Source organism: Pseudomonas sp. BN102, assembly GCF_029871245.1.
In the GTDB taxonomy this organism is placed as follows: domain Bacteria; phylum Pseudomonadota; class Gammaproteobacteria; order Pseudomonadales; family Pseudomonadaceae; genus Metapseudomonas.
This window is the reverse complement of the sequence record NZ_SSON01000079.1, coordinates 1-17,878: the sequence shown is the minus strand read 5'-3', so window position 1 is coordinate 17,878 and position 17,878 is coordinate 1. Positions and strand designations below refer to the sequence as shown.

The window sequence follows — 17,878 nt, the reverse complement described above, 5'->3', positions numbered from 1 at the left end:
AAATCCCTGTCAGTCAGCGTGCAAAACAACAACAAGAGGTAGCGAACATGAGCAACACGCGATTTACCTGGCGGCACGCCCGCCTACCGCTGGCCACTGCGCTGGCCGGCAGCCTGGCCACGCCAGCGTTCGGCCTGAACTTCAACCTCGGTGAGATCGAAGGGCAATTCGACTCCTCGCTCAGCGTCGGCGCCAGCTGGGCACTGCGTGGCGCCGATCCCGAGCTGATCGGCGCCACCAACGGCGGCAAGGGCGATGCCAGCGTCACGGACGACGGCCGACTGAACTTCAAGAAGGGGGAGACCTTCTCGAAGATCTTCAAGGGCATCCACGACCTCGAGCTGAAGTACGGCGAGACCGGGCTCTTCGTGCGTGGCAAGTACTGGTACGACTTCGAGTTGAAGGACGAGAGCCGCCTGTTCAAGGACATCGACGACAGCGGCCGCAAGGAAGGCGCCAAGTCATCTGGCGCCGAGTTGCTGGATGCCTTCGTCTATCACAACTACGTGATCGGCGAACTACCCGGCATCGTGCGCTTGGGCAAGCAGGTGGTCAGTTGGGGCGAGAGCACCTTTATCCAGGGCGGGATCAACAGCATCAACCCGGTGGACGTGTCCGCCTTCCGCCGCCCCGGTGCCGAGATCAAGGAAGGCCTGATCCCGGTCAATATGTTCTACCTGTCGCAGAACCTGACCGAGAACCTGACGGCCGAGGCCTTCTACCAGTTGGATTGGCAGCAGACCGTGGTGGACAACTGCGGCACCTTCTTTTCGCAAAGCGATTTCGTCGCCGATGGCTGCCAACCCCTTCCGGTCGGCCCGAATCTCAGTGCCAACCCGCTGGCCCAGGCCGCCCTCAGCCCCTTCGGCATCAGCCTGGGCGCGGAAGGCATCGAGGTGCCGCGCGCTGCCGATGACGATGCGCGCGATGGCGGCCAATGGGGCGCCGCCCTTCGCTGGTTCGTGCCCAGCCTGGATACCGAATTCGGCGCCTACTTCCTCAACTATCACAGCCGTCAGCCCTACGTTAGTTCGATCTCCAGCCCGAACGTCGCCGACCTGTCCTTCGTCCCGCAGCTCTGCGCCAACGTGGGCATCGTCGACCCTGCAGTATGTGCCGGCGTCGCCGGCTCGGCCATTGGCCAGCAGTTGATCGGCGCCTATCGCCTCGGCACCTCGCAGTATCAGGTGACTTACCCGGAGGATATCCGCCTCTATGGCCTGAGCTTCGCCACCACCCTGCCGACCGGCACTGCCTTGTCCGGGGAAATCAGCTACCGGCCCAACCTGCCGCTGCAACTCAACGGTAACGACCAGCTCCTCGCCGGCACGGGCGTCGCCGCCGTCTCGCCGCTGCTCTCCTCGGGGGCTTATCAGGCCACCAACAATGCGCTGGTGCAGGGTTATCAACGCAAACCCGTGACCCAGGCGCAGATCACCGCCGTGCACTTCTTCGATCAAGTCATGGGCGCCGACCGCCTGACCCTGGTCGGCGAAGTCGGCATGGTCCATGTCGGGGATCTGGAAGGCCGAGGCGGCCTGCGCTATGGCCGCGACGCGGTGTTCGGCCAAGGCGAGTTGCTCCCGGACAACAACCTGTGCCTCACCACCTCCGCCACGCCGCAGAACTGCAACGACAAGGGTTTCCTCACCACCACCTCCTGGGGCTATCGCGCACGCGCGATCTGGGAATACACCGACCTGATTCCGGCGGTGACGCTCAAGCCGAACCTGGCCTGGTCCCACGATGTTGACGGTTATGGTCCCGAGCCGGGCTTCAACGAAGGCAGCAAGGCCATCAGCCTGGGCGTGGATGCCGAGTACCGCAACACCTACAACGCCAGCCTGTCATACACCGATTTCTTCGGCGGCGATTACAACACCAACGTCGATCGCGATTTCATCGCGCTCAGCGTCGGCTTGTCCTTCTGAGCAGGAGAGCAGTCCATGAAACTCTTGATGCAAAGCACGACCCTGAGCCTCTCCCTGCTGGCCGGCGCGGCACTGGCTGCCGTCCCCCCGGAGCAAGCCGCCCAGCTCGGCAAGACCCTGACCCCGCTCGGCGCAGAGCAAGCGGGCAATGCTGACGGCAGCATTCCGGCCTGGACTGGCGGCCTCGGCAAGAACAGTGGCAAGCAGAACCCCCAAGGCTTTCTCGACGACCCATACGCCAGTGAACAGCCGCTCTTCACCATCAATGCACAGAACGCGGAGCAATATAAGGACAAGCTGAGCCCCGGCCAGTTGGCCATGCTCAAGCGTTATCCCGACTCGTATCGGCTGCCGGTCTACCCCAGCCACCGCAGCGTCGCACTCCCGGACTCCGTCTACGCCGCAGCACGGTCCAATGCGCAGAACACCCAGCTCGTGGCAGGTGGCAATGGCCTGACCAACTTCCAGACCGCCTACCCCTTCCCCATCCCGCAGAATGGCCAGGAAGTCGTCTGGAATCACCTTACTCGCTACCGGGGCGGCAGCATGAAACGCATCAGCGTGCAGGCAACCCCGGAAAAGAGCGGCGCCTTCACGCCGGTGACATTCAAGATGGAGTTCACCTACCGCGATCAGCTAAAGGACTTCGATCCGGCTAATCCAGGCAATGTACTGTTCTACTACAAAGAGGAAGTCATATCCCCCGCGCGCCTGGCCGGTAGTGTATTGCTGGTTCACGAAACCCTCGACCAGGTAAAGGAGCCACGCCTGGCCTGGCTCTACAACGCGGGCCAACGCCGCGTGCGACGTGCCCCCCAGGTGGCCTACGACGGCCCCTATCCCGCCTCCGAGGGGCTGCGCGTGGGCGACAATTTCGACATGTACAACGGCGCGCAGGACCGTTACGACTGGAAGCTGATCGGCAAGCGCGAGCTGTATATCCCCTACAACAGCTTCAAGCTGGACTCACCCAAGCTGAAATACGATGACATCGTCAAGGCAGGGCACCTTAACCCGGAGTTCGCCCGTTATGAGCTGCACCGGGTCTGGGAAGTGGAGGCCACCCTGAAGCCCGGCGAGCGGCATGTCTATGCCAAGCGAGTGTTCTTCATTGATGAGGACTCCTGGCAAATAGTCCTGGCCGACCACTACGACGCGCGCGGCACTCTCTGGAGGGTTGGCGAAGGCCATCTACAACCCTATTACAACGTCCAGGTGCCCTGGTTGGCCGTGGAAACTGTGTTTGACCTGCTGAACGGTCGCTACATCGTTTCAGGCATGAAGAACGAGGAAAGTAAGGGTGTCGAGTTCGGGGTCAAAGCCCTTGCCGCCGACTACACCCCTGCCGCCTTGCGCAACGCCGGGGTCCGTTAAACAACGTTACTTAGTTGAAGGCCACAAGCCCGAGACCTAGGCCGCCACCACGACTGGCGGCCTTTTTTATCGCTCTCGGTCGTTAGAGCTTCCAGGTTGACTGGTTCAAGTAGGTAGCAACTCAACTCCGTAAACCTGAAAACCCCGCCCTGGCTTTTGCCGGCCAAGGCCCATTACGCAACTTCGGCCCACTCCAACTGACACTGAAAAGTGCTCGGAAAAGAGAAGCCTTACCCAAAAGTTTGGTCTGTGTGCGACGAACAAAAGCAACAAGAGATGAAAGATGAAACTCAATAGCCGTGCAACTCAATACACTTCCAACGCCCAAGAACTCCCCCTATGGACCAGGCTCACCTTTGCCGCCGCAATATTCAGCCTTTCAACAACCACAAGTGCCAACGGCATCGCTCTTAACGAACAAAGTGCCAGCAGTGCGGGAACTGCCTACGCGGGACGGTCGTCATCCGCGCTGGACGCCAGCACCATCTATGGAAACCCTGCAGGCCTGACCAAACTGCAGCGCAGTGAGATCAGCGGCGGGGTCGCGCTCATCTCGGTGAGCAACGACATCAGTGATGCGCAGAGCAGTGTTGCAGGAACGAATAAGGGAGACTCGGTACCGATAGGGGTCATGCCCTTCGCCTATATGTCGACGCCACTTGATGATCGTCTTTCGATTGGTCTTGGCCTCTATGTTCCAAGTGGTCTCATCAATGACTACGAGAGCACTTTTCAGGGCCGTTACCATGGCTCCTATAGCGAGACCCGGGAGATAACCCTGCAGCCCACCATCGCCTATCGAATCAATGATTATTTATCCATTGGTGGCGGTCCGACCCTGAACCGTTTCGATGCAAATCTTCAGAATTACCTAGCCACCGGCAGCCTGAACAACGGCCAGGACACACTGGTTACCATGAAAGGCGATGACACGGCTATTGGCTACAACGTCGGTGTCTTGGTTGACTTCAATGACGCAACTAGTTGGGGGATCACCTATCACTCGAAGGTTAGCTATCGCCTCAAAGGACATACCGAGGTTTCTGGCTCCCCGAGCTTTCTCTCGCTGGACGGAAATTATGACGCCAAGATAGATCTTGATATGCCTGAGTCAGTGGACACGTCCATCACCCATCATTTCAATAACCGCTGGACCGGATACCTGGGTACAACCTGGACGCGTTGGAGTCGGCTCGACAAGTTCGAGGCAATCAATGGCAATGTTTCCGCCATCGGCCAGAGTGCCGGCATGGGGCGTATGGGCGAGAAATTGAACTGGCACGACACCTGGGCCACCTCAGTTGGCGCATCCTATCAACTGACCCCGCAATGGTTGCTACGCGCAGGTTACGCCTATGATCCCGCGCCAGTTGGAAATGCCGATCGCAGCGTGCGTATTCCGGTTGGTAACCGCAAAGCCGTGACCTTGGGCGCCGCTTATTCGCCGAACGCCGATCTGACAGTAGACTTCGCTTATGGTTATCTCTGGGATTCCACAGCGTCAGTAAAGCAGTCGAACAACTCCGGTCTTCAACCGGAATACAGCGCTAAATTCGACAATAGTGCGAACGGATTGTCAGCTCAGTTTACATATCGGTATTAATCGAAACTACAGTCACCTTTAAGGCGGCGATTTCCGCAAGCCTTCCTAAAAGCTCTCCTTTAACCGATAGGCAACTATCCCAACGGGGTAGATGAGGCTGTTTCGCCTATCAATCAGCACCAACTGCCGCGGACATTTTCGCGGTAGTTGGTAGGTCAGGGTAATCCGCACTTGCTACTTCTCCTCCTGAAGAGGAGGAGCTGGCTTTCATTACGGCCGGTCTATCGGGATGGCTTCAGCTATGCCAAGACTCAAGTGCTACTGCTGGATCTGTGTCGCCGTGATGAGTGCACGCCGGATCTGTTCCCCCTGGAGCAGCCCGTTAAGACTGAGCGGCTGATGAGCACGCTGGATGCCATCAACAATCGCTGGGGGCAAGGTACGCTGCAGGCCGGACGGATTGCCAAGCAGCCTAAGTGGGCAATGCGCAGAGAACTGCCCTCACCCGCTTACACCACTCGCTGGCGCCAATTGTTGACGGTTCATGCCAAATAGTTGAGGTCTAAAGCACATTACGCCAGACCCCATCGGACTCAATCAGTCGAACAAGAGCCTGGGCGCAGAATCCCTGGGCATACAGCGTTTCCACCTCACCCTTATCCACCTGATCAAGCGGCCACAGATAATGCTTTTCATCGGTAAGCGTTCAGCGAAGGCACCTACCTGATCCCTGTATTAAGGGCGATGGTGTCGTGAACACCATCCTAGTCGCTCCGCGAAGCGCTGCACATTAGCGCTTGGTCAACCGGTAGGCGGGTTTTCCTTCAACTACCGCGTCGTCTTGCCCTGCCTGGGAAACAACGACTCGAATCGCGGCGTCGCCCGAGCAACGAAACCCAGCCCCTGGTGCATGATGAAATAGGCGGCGACGTCATGCCGCTCGGCGAAGGCATAGCCCTCCTCCGGGCCGAGCACCATCAACAGCGTATCCAAGCCATCGGCATGCAGCGCCGAAGGGTCGACCACCGTCACTGCCGCCAGCGCGTGCTTTACCGGCCTGCCGACACGTGGATCGAAGGTGTGCGAATAGCGCTGGCCACCTTCCTCGAAATAGTTGCGGTAATCGCCGGAGGTGGAAACGCCGTAGCCATCCAGTGCAATGGCGCGCTCCACTTGCTGCTCGCGCCCGCCGCTCGGCACCTCGAGGGCGATGCGCCAGGGCGAGCCATCCGGCTTGCGGCCGACCCCCTTGAGTTCGCCGGTGATCTCGACCAGATAGGCCTGGATACCCAGGGCCGAAAGCCTATCGCCGACCCGATCCACCGCATAGCCGGCGACCATGCTGTCGAAATCCAGTTGCGCCGCCACATCCTTGCACAGCTTTTCTCCATCCAGGCGCAAGTGCTGGTGCCCTACCCGTGCCCGCTCCCGTGCCAGCGCGCTCGCATCCGGCACCTGCTTCCCCCGTGACTGCGGACCGAAGCCCCAGAGGTTCATCAATGGCAGCACCGTCAGGTCGAAAGCCCCGCCGCTCTCGCGGAACAGAAACTCACCGTACGCCAGCAAGCGATGCATATCTTCCGGCAACGCCTGACAGGCGCCGGCCGGCAGATCGTTGAAGCGGGAAACCACGGAGTCGCCGCGCCAGGTGGAGAACTGCTGGTCGAGCGCCCCAAGTATCATCTCGACTTCGGCCTTTACTCGCTGCGAGTCGGGCGTCTGCGCGGTGGGTACGTACTGGATCGAATAAGTGCTCCCCATGGTCGGCCCGGAAAAGCGCTCAATCCGTTCGCCGCAGCCATACAGCAACGTCAACAGCATCACCAGCAGGCTTGCGCGCATCAATCGACACCTCGCTGATCCCGACCGCCCCTTCGCGGCGCGCGGTATTTACCCGAACTGCAGGCACCAACGGCTTACCAGAGAGTAAAGCTGCATTGCCGGAAATGGCGCCCAGCACGCCCCACAAGTTGGCGCAACCCGCCCCAATCACGGTCTGACATCGTTCCGACGCGCCCGCGTGGGATGCAGTCGCGGACGCTCCAGCGTCCGGCGACGAGGACGCAGAGTGTCCAAAGCGACACTCCCACGCAGGCTGGCAATAGACCTACCGTTTGTCAGGGCATTGATTAAAAATTGAACAAGCCACCCGTTCGGCACTCTGAGTCCCGTGAGTGATTGAGTGCCCCGCCTCGCTTTTTCCTCAAAGACCCCGGAAGCAATAACCCCTTATGCGCATTGGCGCACAGGGGTGTTTTACGTCCAAAAATTGGAGGGCAGAAAATGTCTAGCCATTCGATGCAGGGCGTCGAGCGCATGCCGCACGTCGTCCGCGTCCAACGTCAGCCGCAACAGAAACCCTTCTGGCGCCGCCTGCTGGCCATCGCCTCGCCCTCACAGCGCAGCTGGCATGGAGGGTTGAAGCTCAGAGGCTACAAGGAGTTATCCAACGCCGAGCCGATTACCCCCGTGGCAGTCGGACTTATACATCTGGCGATCCCGCTCGAGCGGGGTCGCCGATGTGCCCAGCCTTGCGTGCAGCCGGGACAGCATGTGCGCAAGGGCGAGGTGATCGGCATAGGCGATGACAACACCCCTTGGGTGCATGCCAGCACCTCCGGCATCGTGGAACAGGTTCGCCTCGCCTTTGCGGCCGACTCGGCCGAGCCGATCATGGCAGTCATTCTGAACGCAGATGGTCTGGATGAGTGGATTGAACGCCCGGTGCTTGGGCCACCGCAAACGCCCGAGGCGCTGGTCGAGCGGGCATTGCAGATGGGCATAGTTGGCCTTGGTGGCGCGGGTTTCCCTACGGCCCTCAAGCTGGCCGGCGCGCAGCAGCCCGACCTGCTGCTAATCAACGGTGCCGAATGCGAACCCTTCCTGACCTGCGATGACCGTCTGATGCGCGAACGCGCCGAGGCGTTGATCGAGACCGCCGACTATCTCGCCTCCCTGCTGGGGATAAAGCAGACCCGCTTCGGTATCGAAACCAACAAACCCGAGGCGATGGCCGCGTTGCGTGCCGCCTCTCGCCAGGCGCGCACTCGAGTCGAGATCTGTCCGCTGCCGGAGCGTTACCCGGCAGGGGGCCAGCCTCTGATGATCAAGAGCCTGAGTGGCCGCAACCTGGCGCCAGGGACCCTGCCCGCCGAGATCGGCGTGCTGGCGCTGAATGTCGCGACACTCTACGCATTGGGGCAGGCCATCTTCCACGCCGAACCGCTGATATCACGCGTGCTGACGCTGACCGGGGTCTGCGAGCGCCCCGGGAATGTCGAGGTGCCGGTGGGTTATCCGGTCAGCGCATTGCGTGCGGTTGCTGGCGCCGACCCCGAAGGCCAACTGACCCAGGTCGGCGGCCCGATGATGGGACAGCCGCTACCGGACCCCACTGCCGTCATCAGCAAGACCAGTAGCTGCCTGATATTCGGTGCCGAGCGCTACCTGCCGGCAACCCAACCCGCGGGCAGTTGTATTCGCTGTACGCGCTGCGTGGATGTCTGCCCGATGTCGCTCAGACCGCTGGACCTCTACGACGCCGCCGAACGCCATGACAAGGCCAGCCTGCAGGCGCTGCGACTGGATGCCTGTATCGAATGCGGCAGTTGCAGCAGTACCTGTCCGAGCAATCTGCCGCTGCGCGAACGCTTCCGCCAGAGCAAGACGGAGCTACGTCCATGAGCCTGATACGCCGTCCTACCCCACACCGACTCCGCACGGTGATGCTGCTGGTCAGCTTGTGTCTCCTGCCGGGCACCGCCCTGTACGCCTGGCAATTTGGCATCGTGGTCTGGTTGCAGACCTTCTGGTGCGTGCTGCTCGCCTTGGGCTTCGAAGCCGGCCTGCTGCGCCTGCGCGGACGTAATGTACGCGAGGGTTTGAGCGACCTGAGCTGGCTGGTGCTAGGCCTGATACTGGCTCGGGCACTGCCGCTGCTGGTGCCGCTATGGATGATCGCCCTGGCCAGTTTTGCCGCTCTCGCACTGTGTAAACACGGCAGTGGAGGCCTTGGTCGCAACCGTCTCAACCCCGCCATGGTTGGCCTGGGGATCATCGCCATCTGCTTCTACCAGCAGTTGTACCCCGCGCCATCGAACTATGCCCCCTGGACTCTCGGCCTGGACGCCAAAGCGGTTCTTCTACAACAGTTACAGCTGGCGCCACGCCTTAACCTCGATGCGTTCGCTGGCGCCACTCAGTTGGCTCGGAACCAGTTCACACTGATCACCCCCAACCTGTCGGGGTACGGCTATATTGCCGGCGGCTTAATACTGGCTGTCCTGCGGGTGATCCGAATCGAAATTCCGCTGGCGATGCTCGCTAGCACGGTATTGCTGTGCCTGGCAGCCGGCCATACCCCACTGGAAAGCTTGTACAGCCTCAGTCTCGGCGGCTATCTCTTCACCGCCTTTTTCATCGCCACCGATCCGGTCACCAGTCCCGATACACGCGCCGGTCGCATCCTCTTCGGCGTGGCCATTGGCGCGCTGACTGAATTGATTCGCGAATTCGGGCTTTATGCCGATGGTCTCTGCTTCGCCGTTCTAGCTGCCAACCTGCTGGTGCCGCAGATCGACCGGTTGGTGCTGCGCATACAGCGCCCCTGGTACACAGCGAACACCTGACACTGAGGGCGTGCGCAGCGCCGTAGGCGGGCGCGAAGGGTGAGCGCAGCGAGTAGCCCGCTTCTCTTCGGCGGGTATACAGCGCAATCCGAGCCAATAGCCGCTGTTGAGTATTGGGGCTTGATGGGTATCGCTGTGCTCAACCGCATTCTGCAAAATCGTGCATCACCGGTGCCCACCCGTAGATGGATATGGACTCCTCCCCAGCAGCAAGATAAGCGTCTGCCCAAGTCACCTTGCGTGACTCAGGCAGGCGCCCATTGATGGGGTAGCAGTTGGCCGATCTCACTCGCCCGCTGCGTCGGCAGCCGCGTCAGCACATCCTTGGACAGAGTTGGGGACAGATTTATTTTCGTTACTCTAATCCTGCCTATCCAGACGGTTCTAGAGAATGAAAAATAAATCTGTCCCATTTTCCGGGTAGCGCAGCAGGAGCGCTGGTTGGTCGAAGCCGGGACTATCCTGAAGATAAATGACGCCGGCCCGTCTTATTTTCGAAAAAGCTGTTTGAAAAACCTATTCGCAGCGGTGGAGAGGAATCATGTACAAGCTCTACGGAGTCAGGAGTTGGGGTTCGATGGCGGTCGAAGCGGTGCTCGCCCTGTGCGGCGTTCCCTATACAACCGTCGATGTCGAGCAAGACCCCGAGCGGCGCTTTCCGCCCTGGTTTATCGAGCTCAATCCCATGGGCAAAGTTCCAGCTCTGATGCTTCCCGACGGCAGCGTGATGACGGAAAGCGCAGCGATGGCCATCTACCTCGCTGACGCTTTTCCAGACGCCCAACTAGCGCCGGGCCTCGCCTCGCCTCGCCGCTCCGCCCTCGCTACTTGCGCTGGATGGTGTTCCTTGCTGCCAATTCCTATATGACCGAAGGCCGATGGGATTTCCCTAGCGGCTACACCGACGATCCCAACGGCGCCCACGGCGTCAAGTCGGCGGCGATCCGGCTGATGGCCAAGGAATGGGACATCTTCGCCGAAGCCTTGGGCCGCGGCCCGTTCATCCTCGGTGCGGCGATGAGCGCAGCCGACATCTATGCCGCCATGATCGCCGGCTGGAGCAATAATCTGCCGAGCCTCTTCGCCAAGCATCCCAACCTGAAGGCCCTCCACGATGGTGTGACCGCCCATCCCGCCGTCGCCGCTGTTTGGAAGCGCCACGGTCTGTAGTGCGAAGGTCGCATCAGTGGAGCGGCTTGTTAACCATGTTGTTGATCATGACGTGCCACTTCTCGGGGTGAATCGCCCCATTTTTTGTAGGCAACTTTGAATGTCTTCTTCTGGCCGATTCTGTTGAAAAGCGCCCTCCACATACTCTGCGTGCGAAAGTGGGCGGCTGACGTTGAAATCTGAGCTAATGCCGACACCGAACTGCTCCAGATTTCGTGTAGCAACGCCTCAATTGGACGTTTTCTCGGCTTTGTGCAAGCGCACCGAGACGGCACCGACTTTTTCAACAGAATCGGCCAATAGCTGCCCTTTACGACGTCCCACGCCGGCAGCGCTTACTTCTTATCGGGCCGGAGAGGCCATTCGCAACCTATCTATCATCTGCAGCATCTCAGCGGACGAAAGCGGCTGGAACATTCCGCAGCGCAACATGTAGTGATCCTCGAAGGCATGTTCGGTTGAATTACACGCACTCAGGTCAATCAGAGCGAGCTCCGGTTACGGCCTTGCCCTGGAACTCGTCGATGACATCGGCCACGGAGACCGTGTGACTGAAGTTGCCGAAGCGTTCCTCCATTCCTTCGGCGCGCAGTATGTCCCGTGCCCGCGCATGGGCTGCGACGGGTCGCAGGCGTATCCCCACGGCTTGCAGTTCTTTGTGCAAATCCTCAAGCATACGTACGCCGGCCAAGTCGACGAGGGGGGAGGCGGACATGTCGCAGACCACCAGCTTCAGCGTGTCGGGGGTAGAGCGGATTTTCTGCCAGAGCGCATCGCGCACGTGCTCGACGTTGAAGTAGAGCAGCGATGCTTCGACGCGGAACACCAATACGCCCGGTACGGCGAGGTTGTCGGGGTTGCGATCCATGTCGGAATAGCTCCGAGTGCCGGGGATCTGGCCGAGAAACGCCACGTGGGGGCGCGCGACGCGATGTATCAGCAACAGGAGCGACACCAGGACCGCCAACAGCACACCCTTGAGAATCCCCAGCAGCAGCACGGCGGCAAAGGCCACCATCGACACGCTGAATTCGAAGCGGCTCACGCGCCAGACGTGGCGCAGCTCGGGGATGTTGATGAAGCCTTTGACGGCCACCAGCACAATGGCGGCAAGCACCACATTGGGCAGGTTGGCGAGCAAGCCCGTTAGAAACATCAGGCACAAGGCGATGGTGATCGAGGCGAAAACCAGTGCCAGGGGCGTCTTGGCACCGGCTTTGTCATTCACAGAGGACTGGGACAGGCCGCCGGCCACTGGATAAGCCTGGAACAAGGCCGCTCCCAGATTCGCCGCCCCCAGACCGAGCAGCTCTTGGCGTGGATCAATTTCCTGGCCGTGGGCCTGGGCCAGGGCTCGAGCCGCTGAAACGCTTTCCACATAAGCCAGCAGCATGCAAGCGAAGGCAAGCGGAATTACCCCGTCCACGTCCCGCAGCCGCAGCCCCGGGGGGTGGAAGTCGGGCAAACCGGTCGGCAGCGCCCCGACAACGTTGAAGCCAAGGCCACTCAGCGGTGTTACCGACAAGGCGATGATCGATATCACCACCACGAACAAGGCCACCGGGCGGCCTGGCAGAAACCTTTCCCCGAACATCAGCATCGCGATGGCCGCAAGGCCAAATATCAGCACGGCGAGGTTGGTATCGGGAAGTTGGCCGGCCAGGACGATGATGCGCTCGAAGAAGTCTTCGCCGCCCCCCTTGACCCCAAACAGCTTGGGCAACTGGGTCATCGCAATGGTCAGCGCCGCACCGGCCTTGAAGCCAAGCAGAATGGTCTCGCTGATGAAATTGACCAGAGAACTCAGGCGTAGCAGCCACGCCAGCGCAGACATGGCGGCGATGACCAGCGCTGTCAGCGCCGCGATGTCGGCCCAGCGTCCCGGATCGCCCCCCGCCATGCCCGCAACCGTGACGCCAATAAGCATCGAGATCGCGGATGTGGGGCCGATGGCCAACTGGCGACTAGAGCCGAACAGCGCATAGAACAAGCCGCCGACCATATAGCAGTAAATACCGTATTGCGGCGGAAGACCCGCGAGCAAGGCGTAGGCGAGGGAGACGGGAATGCCGTAGGCCGCGAGGGTAACTCCAGCGATAGCGTCCTTCCGAAGCCATTGCGCCCGGTACGCAGGGAGCCACTGGGCCGGAGGGAAGGCTGCACGCCAGCCGCGAACCGGAGCGCTGGCGGCGAGGTTCGCCGAGGGAGTCGCAGCATCGGTTAGGGGGTCATCGCTTTTCGGCATAAGTCCACCCCGGCTGGATGCATGCAGAGCACAAGTCTTCTTCCACCACGGTGCGACGGGATCGCGGCAGGCCTCATCTATCGCTGCAGATTAGACCGTCCCGTTGGGGCCAGCAAAAGCGAGGCAACAGCCCCACACTGCCGCGTCGAAGGGTATCGCGGCTGCCCGGATACCAGGTGGTCGGTGAAGGTGGCGGAACGCCTTGACCTGTTGTGGGGGGTGGCCTTGCTGCCACACACCATCACTGCGCCGGGATGGTGATCAGCGGCAGATTGTTGCTCCCTTTGGCTTCCGACAGCGTGAAGAAAAACATGATGGCGGCCAGTGCCCGCTTCGCCTGCCAGTTGCTGTCCTCGATCCAGAACCAGTGATCGCGATAACGCACCGACGTGTACGCGTGCTCGGGTTTCTCCTTGCCGCTGCGAATGAGGATCCTCGACATGCGATTTTCCGTGCTACTAGTGACGACAGTCGGCACGGCACTTTGGTCCTGGATGTGCACTTCGGGCACCTCGATGTAACTGGAGAACGCCGTCATGATCTGCAGCATCGAACGGCTGTTGACCGACAGCTCACCCTCTTCGCCGCGTGCCGGCGAATACTTGAGCACGAACCGCTGGCTGTCTTCTGGCAAGTGCAGCAAGCGGCGGAGCTCTTTCTGCTTTTCCAGTATTTCCGGCTCTACATCATCCCGACGCATGACCAGCAGCGCGGTCGTGCCCGTGGCCTTGTTTTCTTCCACGAGCAAACCCACTGCGCCTGCCACCTGGATATCGCGCAGCAAACCTAGGGCGCGCAGGAACTCCGGTTCAGCCTCGCGCACTGCGCCAGCCAATGCCGTGCGATTGCGTACACCGTTGAGTGACTCGACCGTCAGCCCGAGGATGAAGTCCGCTGCATAGCCTGACTGGAGCAAGGAGAAAATATTCTTCGGATCGATGGGCGTCAGTAGTCCGATCAAGAACTTCTCACCGGTCATTGGCACATAGGTAATCGTGGGCCGATCGGTATATTTGCCGTTGGCACCCAGCACGACGCTGTTGCCCTGGACGGCATCGGCCGAAGAAATTTGCCCGCCAATGTTGCCGCCGGTCTCCAGCGAATAACCGGCGACAATCGAGGCAACGTCGACAAACACAGGCATGTCCATATAGCGCAGCTTGACGATGTTGAGCAGCGTCTGCTGTTTCCATGAGTCGGCTATGGCCGAACTGTAATCGAAGCGATCCACCGTTACGGTACTGGGGCCGATGCTCGCGCAACCCGATAGCGCCAGTGCAGCCATCACGGCAGTAACGAGGAAGTTCGTCCTGTTCGGAGTCAATAGCATGCTCCCCTTTCCTCGCCTTCCTCAGATGGAGACCGGACCCCAGCGCTGACAGCGACGGACACGCAATCGAACTTCACGCATCGGTTGCACGACTCCATGCCGGCCAGAGTAATGTCCTTCTCCAGTTCGGCCCTGAGTCGGCGGTCCGGGTGGATGCCACGACACGCTGTGATGTACCGCCCGGTACATTTACTCGGATATCGCTGACCCTCGCCGCCAGGATCGGCACTCCGATCAGGCGCTTCAATGTCGAAGATTAGCCTAGGTCTGTCAGCGTCAACGTCGTCCGCAAGGCTCGCTCGCCTGGGAAATTTGGGGATGGGCGTGCACAAGGCCGAAGGTTCATCTTTCATTTTTATGTAGGAAGACCGAAATGGGGGCAGTGCATGAGCCAGAGGGCCAAGTGAGAACTCTTATCGCAGCGGATGCTGCAGGGGGAATGTGCGGATGCAATCATGGCTACCAGCAAGAGAACGACCAGCAAGACGAAGACTAAAGCCGCCAAGGCAGAAGAGACCGCACCGCTATTCCGCTCCCGTGAAGAGCGTTTCAATGCTGGGAAGCGGCTGCGCGATAGCGTGCCGCGCAATAGCCACGCCGCCTGGACACCAAAGGCCAAGCGCCGGGATCCGATCGCGATCCTCGAAGAGTCGAACAGGGATCGGCTGCAGGAACTGGTGCCGATCCGCTACGGCCGCATGCTCCGCAGTCCCTTCACCTTCCTCCGAGGGTCGGCGGCGCTCATGGCCCATGATCTGGCCCGAACACCCAACATCGGCGTTCAGGTGCAGGCCTGTGGCGACTGCCACCTGTTGAATTTTGGCTTGTTTGCCACGCCAGAGCGCAACCTGGTGTTCGACCTCAACGACTTCGACGAAACCCTGCCCGCCCCCTGGGAGTGGGACATCAAACGGCTGGCCGCCAGTTTTGCGGTCGCCGGACGCGATAATGGGCTGTCCGATACCCAGTCACGGGAAGCCGCTGTGGCTTGTGTGCGCGCCTATCGGGAAAGCCTGCGCGAATACTCTAAGAAGAGCCCACTGGAGGTCTGGTACTCGCGCCTGGATATGCAAACCCTGATTGAGACGGCGCCTGATGAAAAGGTGAAAAAGAGCCGCCAGCAACTTGCCGATAAAGCCCGCGAGCGAGTGGTCGAAAACGTTTTTCCCAAGATTGCCGACCAAGTTGCCGGGCAACCCCGCATAGTCGATCAACCACCGATCCTGTTCCACGTCGCCACCCCAGGATTCATGGATGTGGTCCACCAGGCGCTGGCGGACTACCGTTCGACGCTGTCCGATGAACGCCGCGTCCTCCTGGATCGCTATCGCTTGGTAGACGCCGCCATGAAAGTCGTGGGTATTGGCAGCGTCGGCACCCGCTGCTTCATCGGATTGATGTTCTCCGAAGAAAACCACCCCATGATTCTCCAGTTCAAGGAATCCTGTCGTTCGGTCCTCGAACCCTATGCGGGGAAAAGCCACTATACGAACCAGGGACAGCGTGTCGTCATGGGGCAGCGGCTCATGCAGTCCTCCAGCGACATTTTCCTGGGTTGGACGCGAGGCCGGGGGGGACATGATTATTTTGTCCGCCAAATGCGCGACATGAAGATGTCGGTGCCTATCGAGGGTGTCTCAGCCACACGACTCAAACGCTATGCCGGACACTGCGGCTTGACCCTGGCCCGCGCCCATGCCAAGTCGGGCGATAGCGCAACCATCACGGGTTATCTGGGCAATGGAGACACATTCGATGAGGCATTGGGCGACTTTGCCCTTGCCTATGCCGATCAGACAGAGCGGGACCATGTGGCCCTGGTGAAGGCGGTGAAGTCCGGGCGGTTGGAGGTGCTTATGGAGGAGGAATAGTTTCTGGAGCACACCGCCGCCGCGTCGGCCTCGTGTGGCGCCCCCGCTACCCGGGCGAGCAGACGGTACGCCGGCTGGCGGAGCTGATCCTGGCCAACCTGTCCCCCGGCATCGAGGCGGCGCACTGCTGAACAGGCCTGCCGATGATCCATGTCACCGGGAGGCCCGTGCCATAGCGCGGACTGGCCCGCCTACTTCTGCTGCTTGCTGCCTCTGATGTTGCCGGCAACCCCACCGGCGACGGCACCGACCGCCGCGCCGGTCCATCCACTGCCACCGGCGATCGCGGCAATGCCGGCGCCAGCCGCGGCACCGATGGCCGCGCCGCTCATCGTCCCCTGCTGCTGGGGTGTCATCGAGGTGCAGCCGATCACGCCCGCTGCAGTGAGGACTGCGGCAAACAATAGGGACCGCTTCATGTTCACCTCCGCTACTTGTTCTGCTGCAGACCGGGCACGACCATCTCGAACCAGATGGTCTCGATGACGGGCCGTTTCACGCGGTCGGGATTGGCCGCGTACCACTGGTTGAGCCCTTCACGCACGGTGTCGAGCGTGTGGCCCTTCAAGCCCCTGCCGAAACGCGGAATCAGGCTCTGCTCATCGGACAGCGGTTTCGACCCATGGTAGGCCGCCTCCACCTGGTAGGCGTTGGCGATGCCGACGAGATAGGCCTTCTTGAGCTGCTCCGACGACTGCATCCATTGCTCGCCGGTGATCATGGGCACCTCGTCGGCGCGGGCAATGCCCGATGCCGTCGCCAGGGTCACGCATGCCGCCAATACCAGCGTGCCCATTCGCAATGTTCTCATCGTCTTCCCTCCTCGCTAGGCTGAACCTCAACGCCGTGGCGCGGCCTGCACCGGCGGCCCTGGGTCGCTTCGCCGGATCGCGCTTCGAACCAGTCGAACATACCGGAGCATCACCGGGCTCTCGCCGGCCCCGCATGTCAATGCCCGCACCCACAATTTCTCTTGCTGCACGCGAACTACACAGCAGTCCTACTCAGGCTGAGCCGTGACCTGTTCCGTGGCTCGCTGCTTCGCCTCCTGTGCTTCCAGGATCAACCGATAGGCGATGTAGTACTTGTAGATATTGCTGACGTAAGTCACCGTCTCCGCGCCGATTCGCTCGGCTGCGACATACTCGACGTTATGGAACCAGATGTTGGGATCCAGCCTGCGCTTGGCGGCTTCCTCGCGCAGCCGCGCAACTCTGGCCGGTCCGGCGTTGTACGACGCGAAGGTAAACAGGACCTTATCCAGTTCGGTCATCGGTTCGTCACCGTAGTACCTGTCGATCATCACCCGCATGTACTTGACCCCAGCCTCGATATTCGACTGGGTTCGCCTGATATCGCCAACCTTTAGCTCCTTGCCTGTAGCCGGCATGACCTGCATCACGCCGATGGCTCCCACGGGGCTTCGAACGGACTGGTCAAGCCGCGACTCCTGGTACCCCTGAGCCGCCATCAGCAGCCAGTCCACACTGTACTTGTCACCGTATTGCTTGAAGAATTGAGTCAAATCGAGGAACTTCTTCCGCTCCGCCTGGGATGCAGCGTTCTTGATATATTTCGCGCTCTTCAGATAGCGCGTCAGAATCATATTTCCCGTTGCAGTTCCTTTGCGGTGACGAGTGACGAAGTCATCAACAGCCGTTTTGAGTTGCGGGCTCCCCTTCCGTATCGCCCAGGCAATCTCTCCCCCCGTGCGTATGGCAACCCCTTCATGGACCGTAACCGCGGGAAAGACCTGCTTCCAGAGGTCCGCCTTGTGCTTGTCCAT

The 17,878-nt window shown here is 60.6% G+C and carries 15 protein-coding genes; 9 read left to right on the top strand and 6 right to left on the bottom strand.

Annotated elements, in window-relative coordinates:
• Positions 1 to 47: 47 nt before the first annotated feature.
• The 4 genes from E8F12_RS27585 to E8F12_RS27570 all read left to right on the top strand — a co-directional run bounded on the left by E8F12_RS27585 (position 48) and on the right by E8F12_RS27570 (position 5,403).
• A complete protein-coding gene (locus E8F12_RS27585) occupies positions 48 to 1,931 on the top strand; it encodes a DUF1302 domain-containing protein (protein WP_280328402.1) in 1,884 nt (627 codons plus the stop codon).
• Between the two features lie 15 nt (positions 1,932 to 1,946).
• Positions 1,947 to 3,305 (top strand): DUF1329 domain-containing protein, encoded by a 1,359-nt coding sequence (locus E8F12_RS27580; RefSeq protein WP_280328401.1) that lies wholly within the window; start codon positions 1,947 to 1,949, stop codon positions 3,303 to 3,305.
• Positions 3,306 to 3,588: 283 nt separating this feature from the next.
• Positions 3,589 to 4,908 (top strand): outer membrane protein transport protein, encoded by a 1,320-nt coding sequence (locus E8F12_RS27575; protein WP_280328400.1) that lies wholly within the window; start codon positions 3,589 to 3,591, stop codon positions 4,906 to 4,908.
• A gap of 339 nt (positions 4,909 to 5,247) precedes the next feature.
• Positions 5,248 to 5,403: a DUF4113 domain-containing protein gene (locus tag E8F12_RS27570; protein ID WP_280328399.1), complete on the top strand. Its 156-nt coding sequence runs from the start codon at positions 5,248 to 5,250 to the stop codon at positions 5,401 to 5,403.
• A 273-nt stretch (positions 5,404 to 5,676) separates the two neighbouring features.
• Here the strand turns inward: E8F12_RS27570 and E8F12_RS27565 are convergent, their stop codons facing one another.
• Positions 5,677 to 6,690: an FAD:protein FMN transferase gene (locus E8F12_RS27565; RefSeq protein ID WP_280328398.1), complete on the bottom strand. Its 1,014-nt coding sequence runs from the start codon at positions 6,688 to 6,690 to the stop codon at positions 5,677 to 5,679.
• 441 nt (positions 6,691 to 7,131) lie between these two features.
• Here E8F12_RS27565 and rsxC point away from each other — a divergent pair, with 441 nt between their 5' ends.
• The 4 genes from rsxC to E8F12_RS27545 all read left to right on the top strand — a co-directional run bounded on the left by rsxC (position 7,132) and on the right by E8F12_RS27545 (position 10,646).
• On the top strand, positions 7,132 to 8,532 hold the full coding sequence (rsxC, locus tag E8F12_RS27560) for an electron transport complex subunit RsxC (protein ID WP_280328397.1): 1,401 nt from the start codon (positions 7,132 to 7,134) through the stop codon (positions 8,530 to 8,532).
• Positions 8,529 to 9,476 (top strand): RnfABCDGE type electron transport complex subunit D, encoded by a 948-nt coding sequence (locus E8F12_RS27555; protein WP_280328396.1) that lies wholly within the window; start codon positions 8,529 to 8,531, stop codon positions 9,474 to 9,476. The genes rsxC and E8F12_RS27555 overlap by 4 nt, the downstream gene beginning before the upstream one ends.
• A 541-nt stretch (positions 9,477 to 10,017) precedes the next feature.
• The gene (locus tag E8F12_RS27550) at positions 10,018 to 10,344 is read left to right on the top strand and encodes a glutathione S-transferase N-terminal domain-containing protein (protein WP_280328395.1); all 327 of its coding nucleotides are present in this window, start codon (positions 10,018 to 10,020) and stop codon (positions 10,342 to 10,344) included.
• Entirely contained in the window at positions 10,341 to 10,646 is a 306-nt protein-coding gene (locus tag E8F12_RS27545) for a glutathione S-transferase family protein (protein ID WP_280328394.1), read from the top strand. Before E8F12_RS27550 ends, E8F12_RS27545 begins: the two co-directional genes overlap by 4 nt.
• Before the next feature lie 478 nt (positions 10,647 to 11,124).
• Here the strand turns inward: E8F12_RS27545 and E8F12_RS27540 are convergent, their stop codons facing one another.
• The gene (locus E8F12_RS27540; protein WP_280328393.1) at positions 11,125 to 12,891 is read right to left on the bottom strand and encodes a SulP family inorganic anion transporter; all 1,767 of its coding nucleotides are present in this window, start codon (positions 12,889 to 12,891) and stop codon (positions 11,125 to 11,127) included.
• A 241-nt stretch (positions 12,892 to 13,132) separates the two neighbouring features.
• Positions 13,133 to 14,221: a hypothetical protein gene (locus tag E8F12_RS27535; protein WP_280328392.1), complete on the bottom strand. Its 1,089-nt coding sequence runs from the start codon at positions 14,219 to 14,221 to the stop codon at positions 13,133 to 13,135.
• Between the two features lie 455 nt (positions 14,222 to 14,676).
• On the opposite strand from E8F12_RS27535, the gene E8F12_RS27530 reads away from it, so the two are divergent.
• Positions 14,677 to 16,092: a DUF2252 domain-containing protein gene (locus E8F12_RS27530; RefSeq protein WP_280328391.1), complete on the top strand. Its 1,416-nt coding sequence runs from the start codon at positions 14,677 to 14,679 to the stop codon at positions 16,090 to 16,092.
• Positions 16,093 to 16,283: 191 nt separating this feature from the next.
• On the opposite strand, the gene E8F12_RS27525 is transcribed toward E8F12_RS27530, so the two are convergent.
• The 3 genes from E8F12_RS27525 to E8F12_RS27515 all read right to left on the bottom strand — a co-directional run.
• On the bottom strand, positions 16,284 to 16,511 hold the full coding sequence (locus tag E8F12_RS27525) for a YMGG-like glycine zipper-containing protein (protein ID WP_280328390.1): 228 nt from the start codon (positions 16,509 to 16,511) through the stop codon (positions 16,284 to 16,286).
• Between the two features lie 11 nt (positions 16,512 to 16,522).
• Positions 16,523 to 16,903: a hypothetical protein gene (locus E8F12_RS27520; protein ID WP_280323907.1), complete on the bottom strand. Its 381-nt coding sequence runs from the start codon at positions 16,901 to 16,903 to the stop codon at positions 16,523 to 16,525.
• 189 nt (positions 16,904 to 17,092) lie between these two features.
• On the bottom strand, positions 17,093 to 17,878 hold a 786-nt coding region (locus E8F12_RS27515; protein ID WP_280323906.1), incomplete at its 5' end, for a transglycosylase SLT domain-containing protein.

What these genes read in the sequence shown, in the direction of transcription:
- E8F12_RS27585 (WP_280328402.1), top strand. Translation starts at nt 48, where the DNA reads ATGAGCAACACGCGATTTACCTGGCGGCACGCCCGCCTACCGCTGGCC.
- E8F12_RS27570 (WP_280328399.1), top strand. Translation starts at nt 5,248, where the DNA reads ATGAGCACGCTGGATGCCATCAACAATCGCTGGGGGCAAGGTACGCTG.
- E8F12_RS27520 (WP_280323907.1), bottom strand. Translation starts at nt 16,903, where the DNA reads ATGAGAACATTGCGAATGGGCACGCTGGTATTGGCGGCATGCGTGACC.
- E8F12_RS27535 (WP_280328392.1), bottom strand. Translation starts at nt 14,221, where the DNA reads ATGCTATTGACTCCGAACAGGACGAACTTCCTCGTTACTGCCGTGATG.
- E8F12_RS27545 (WP_280328394.1), top strand. Translation starts at nt 10,341, where the DNA reads ATGACCGAAGGCCGATGGGATTTCCCTAGCGGCTACACCGACGATCCC.
- E8F12_RS27580 (WP_280328401.1), top strand. Translation starts at nt 1,947, where the DNA reads ATGAAACTCTTGATGCAAAGCACGACCCTGAGCCTCTCCCTGCTGGCC.
- E8F12_RS27525 (WP_280328390.1), bottom strand. Translation starts at nt 16,511, where the DNA reads ATGAAGCGGTCCCTATTGTTTGCCGCAGTCCTCACTGCAGCGGGCGTG.
- E8F12_RS27530 (WP_280328391.1), top strand. Translation starts at nt 14,677, where the DNA reads ATGGCTACCAGCAAGAGAACGACCAGCAAGACGAAGACTAAAGCCGCC.
- E8F12_RS27565 (WP_280328398.1), bottom strand. Translation starts at nt 6,690, where the DNA reads ATGCGCGCAAGCCTGCTGGTGATGCTGTTGACGTTGCTGTATGGCTGC.
- E8F12_RS27555 (WP_280328396.1), top strand. Translation starts at nt 8,529, where the DNA reads ATGAGCCTGATACGCCGTCCTACCCCACACCGACTCCGCACGGTGATG.
- E8F12_RS27550 (WP_280328395.1), top strand. Translation starts at nt 10,018, where the DNA reads ATGTACAAGCTCTACGGAGTCAGGAGTTGGGGTTCGATGGCGGTCGAA.
- rsxC (WP_280328397.1), top strand. Translation starts at nt 7,132, where the DNA reads ATGTCTAGCCATTCGATGCAGGGCGTCGAGCGCATGCCGCACGTCGTC.
- E8F12_RS27575 (WP_280328400.1), top strand. Translation starts at nt 3,589, where the DNA reads ATGAAACTCAATAGCCGTGCAACTCAATACACTTCCAACGCCCAAGAA.
- E8F12_RS27540 (WP_280328393.1), bottom strand. Translation starts at nt 12,891, where the DNA reads ATGCCGAAAAGCGATGACCCCCTAACCGATGCTGCGACTCCCTCGGCG.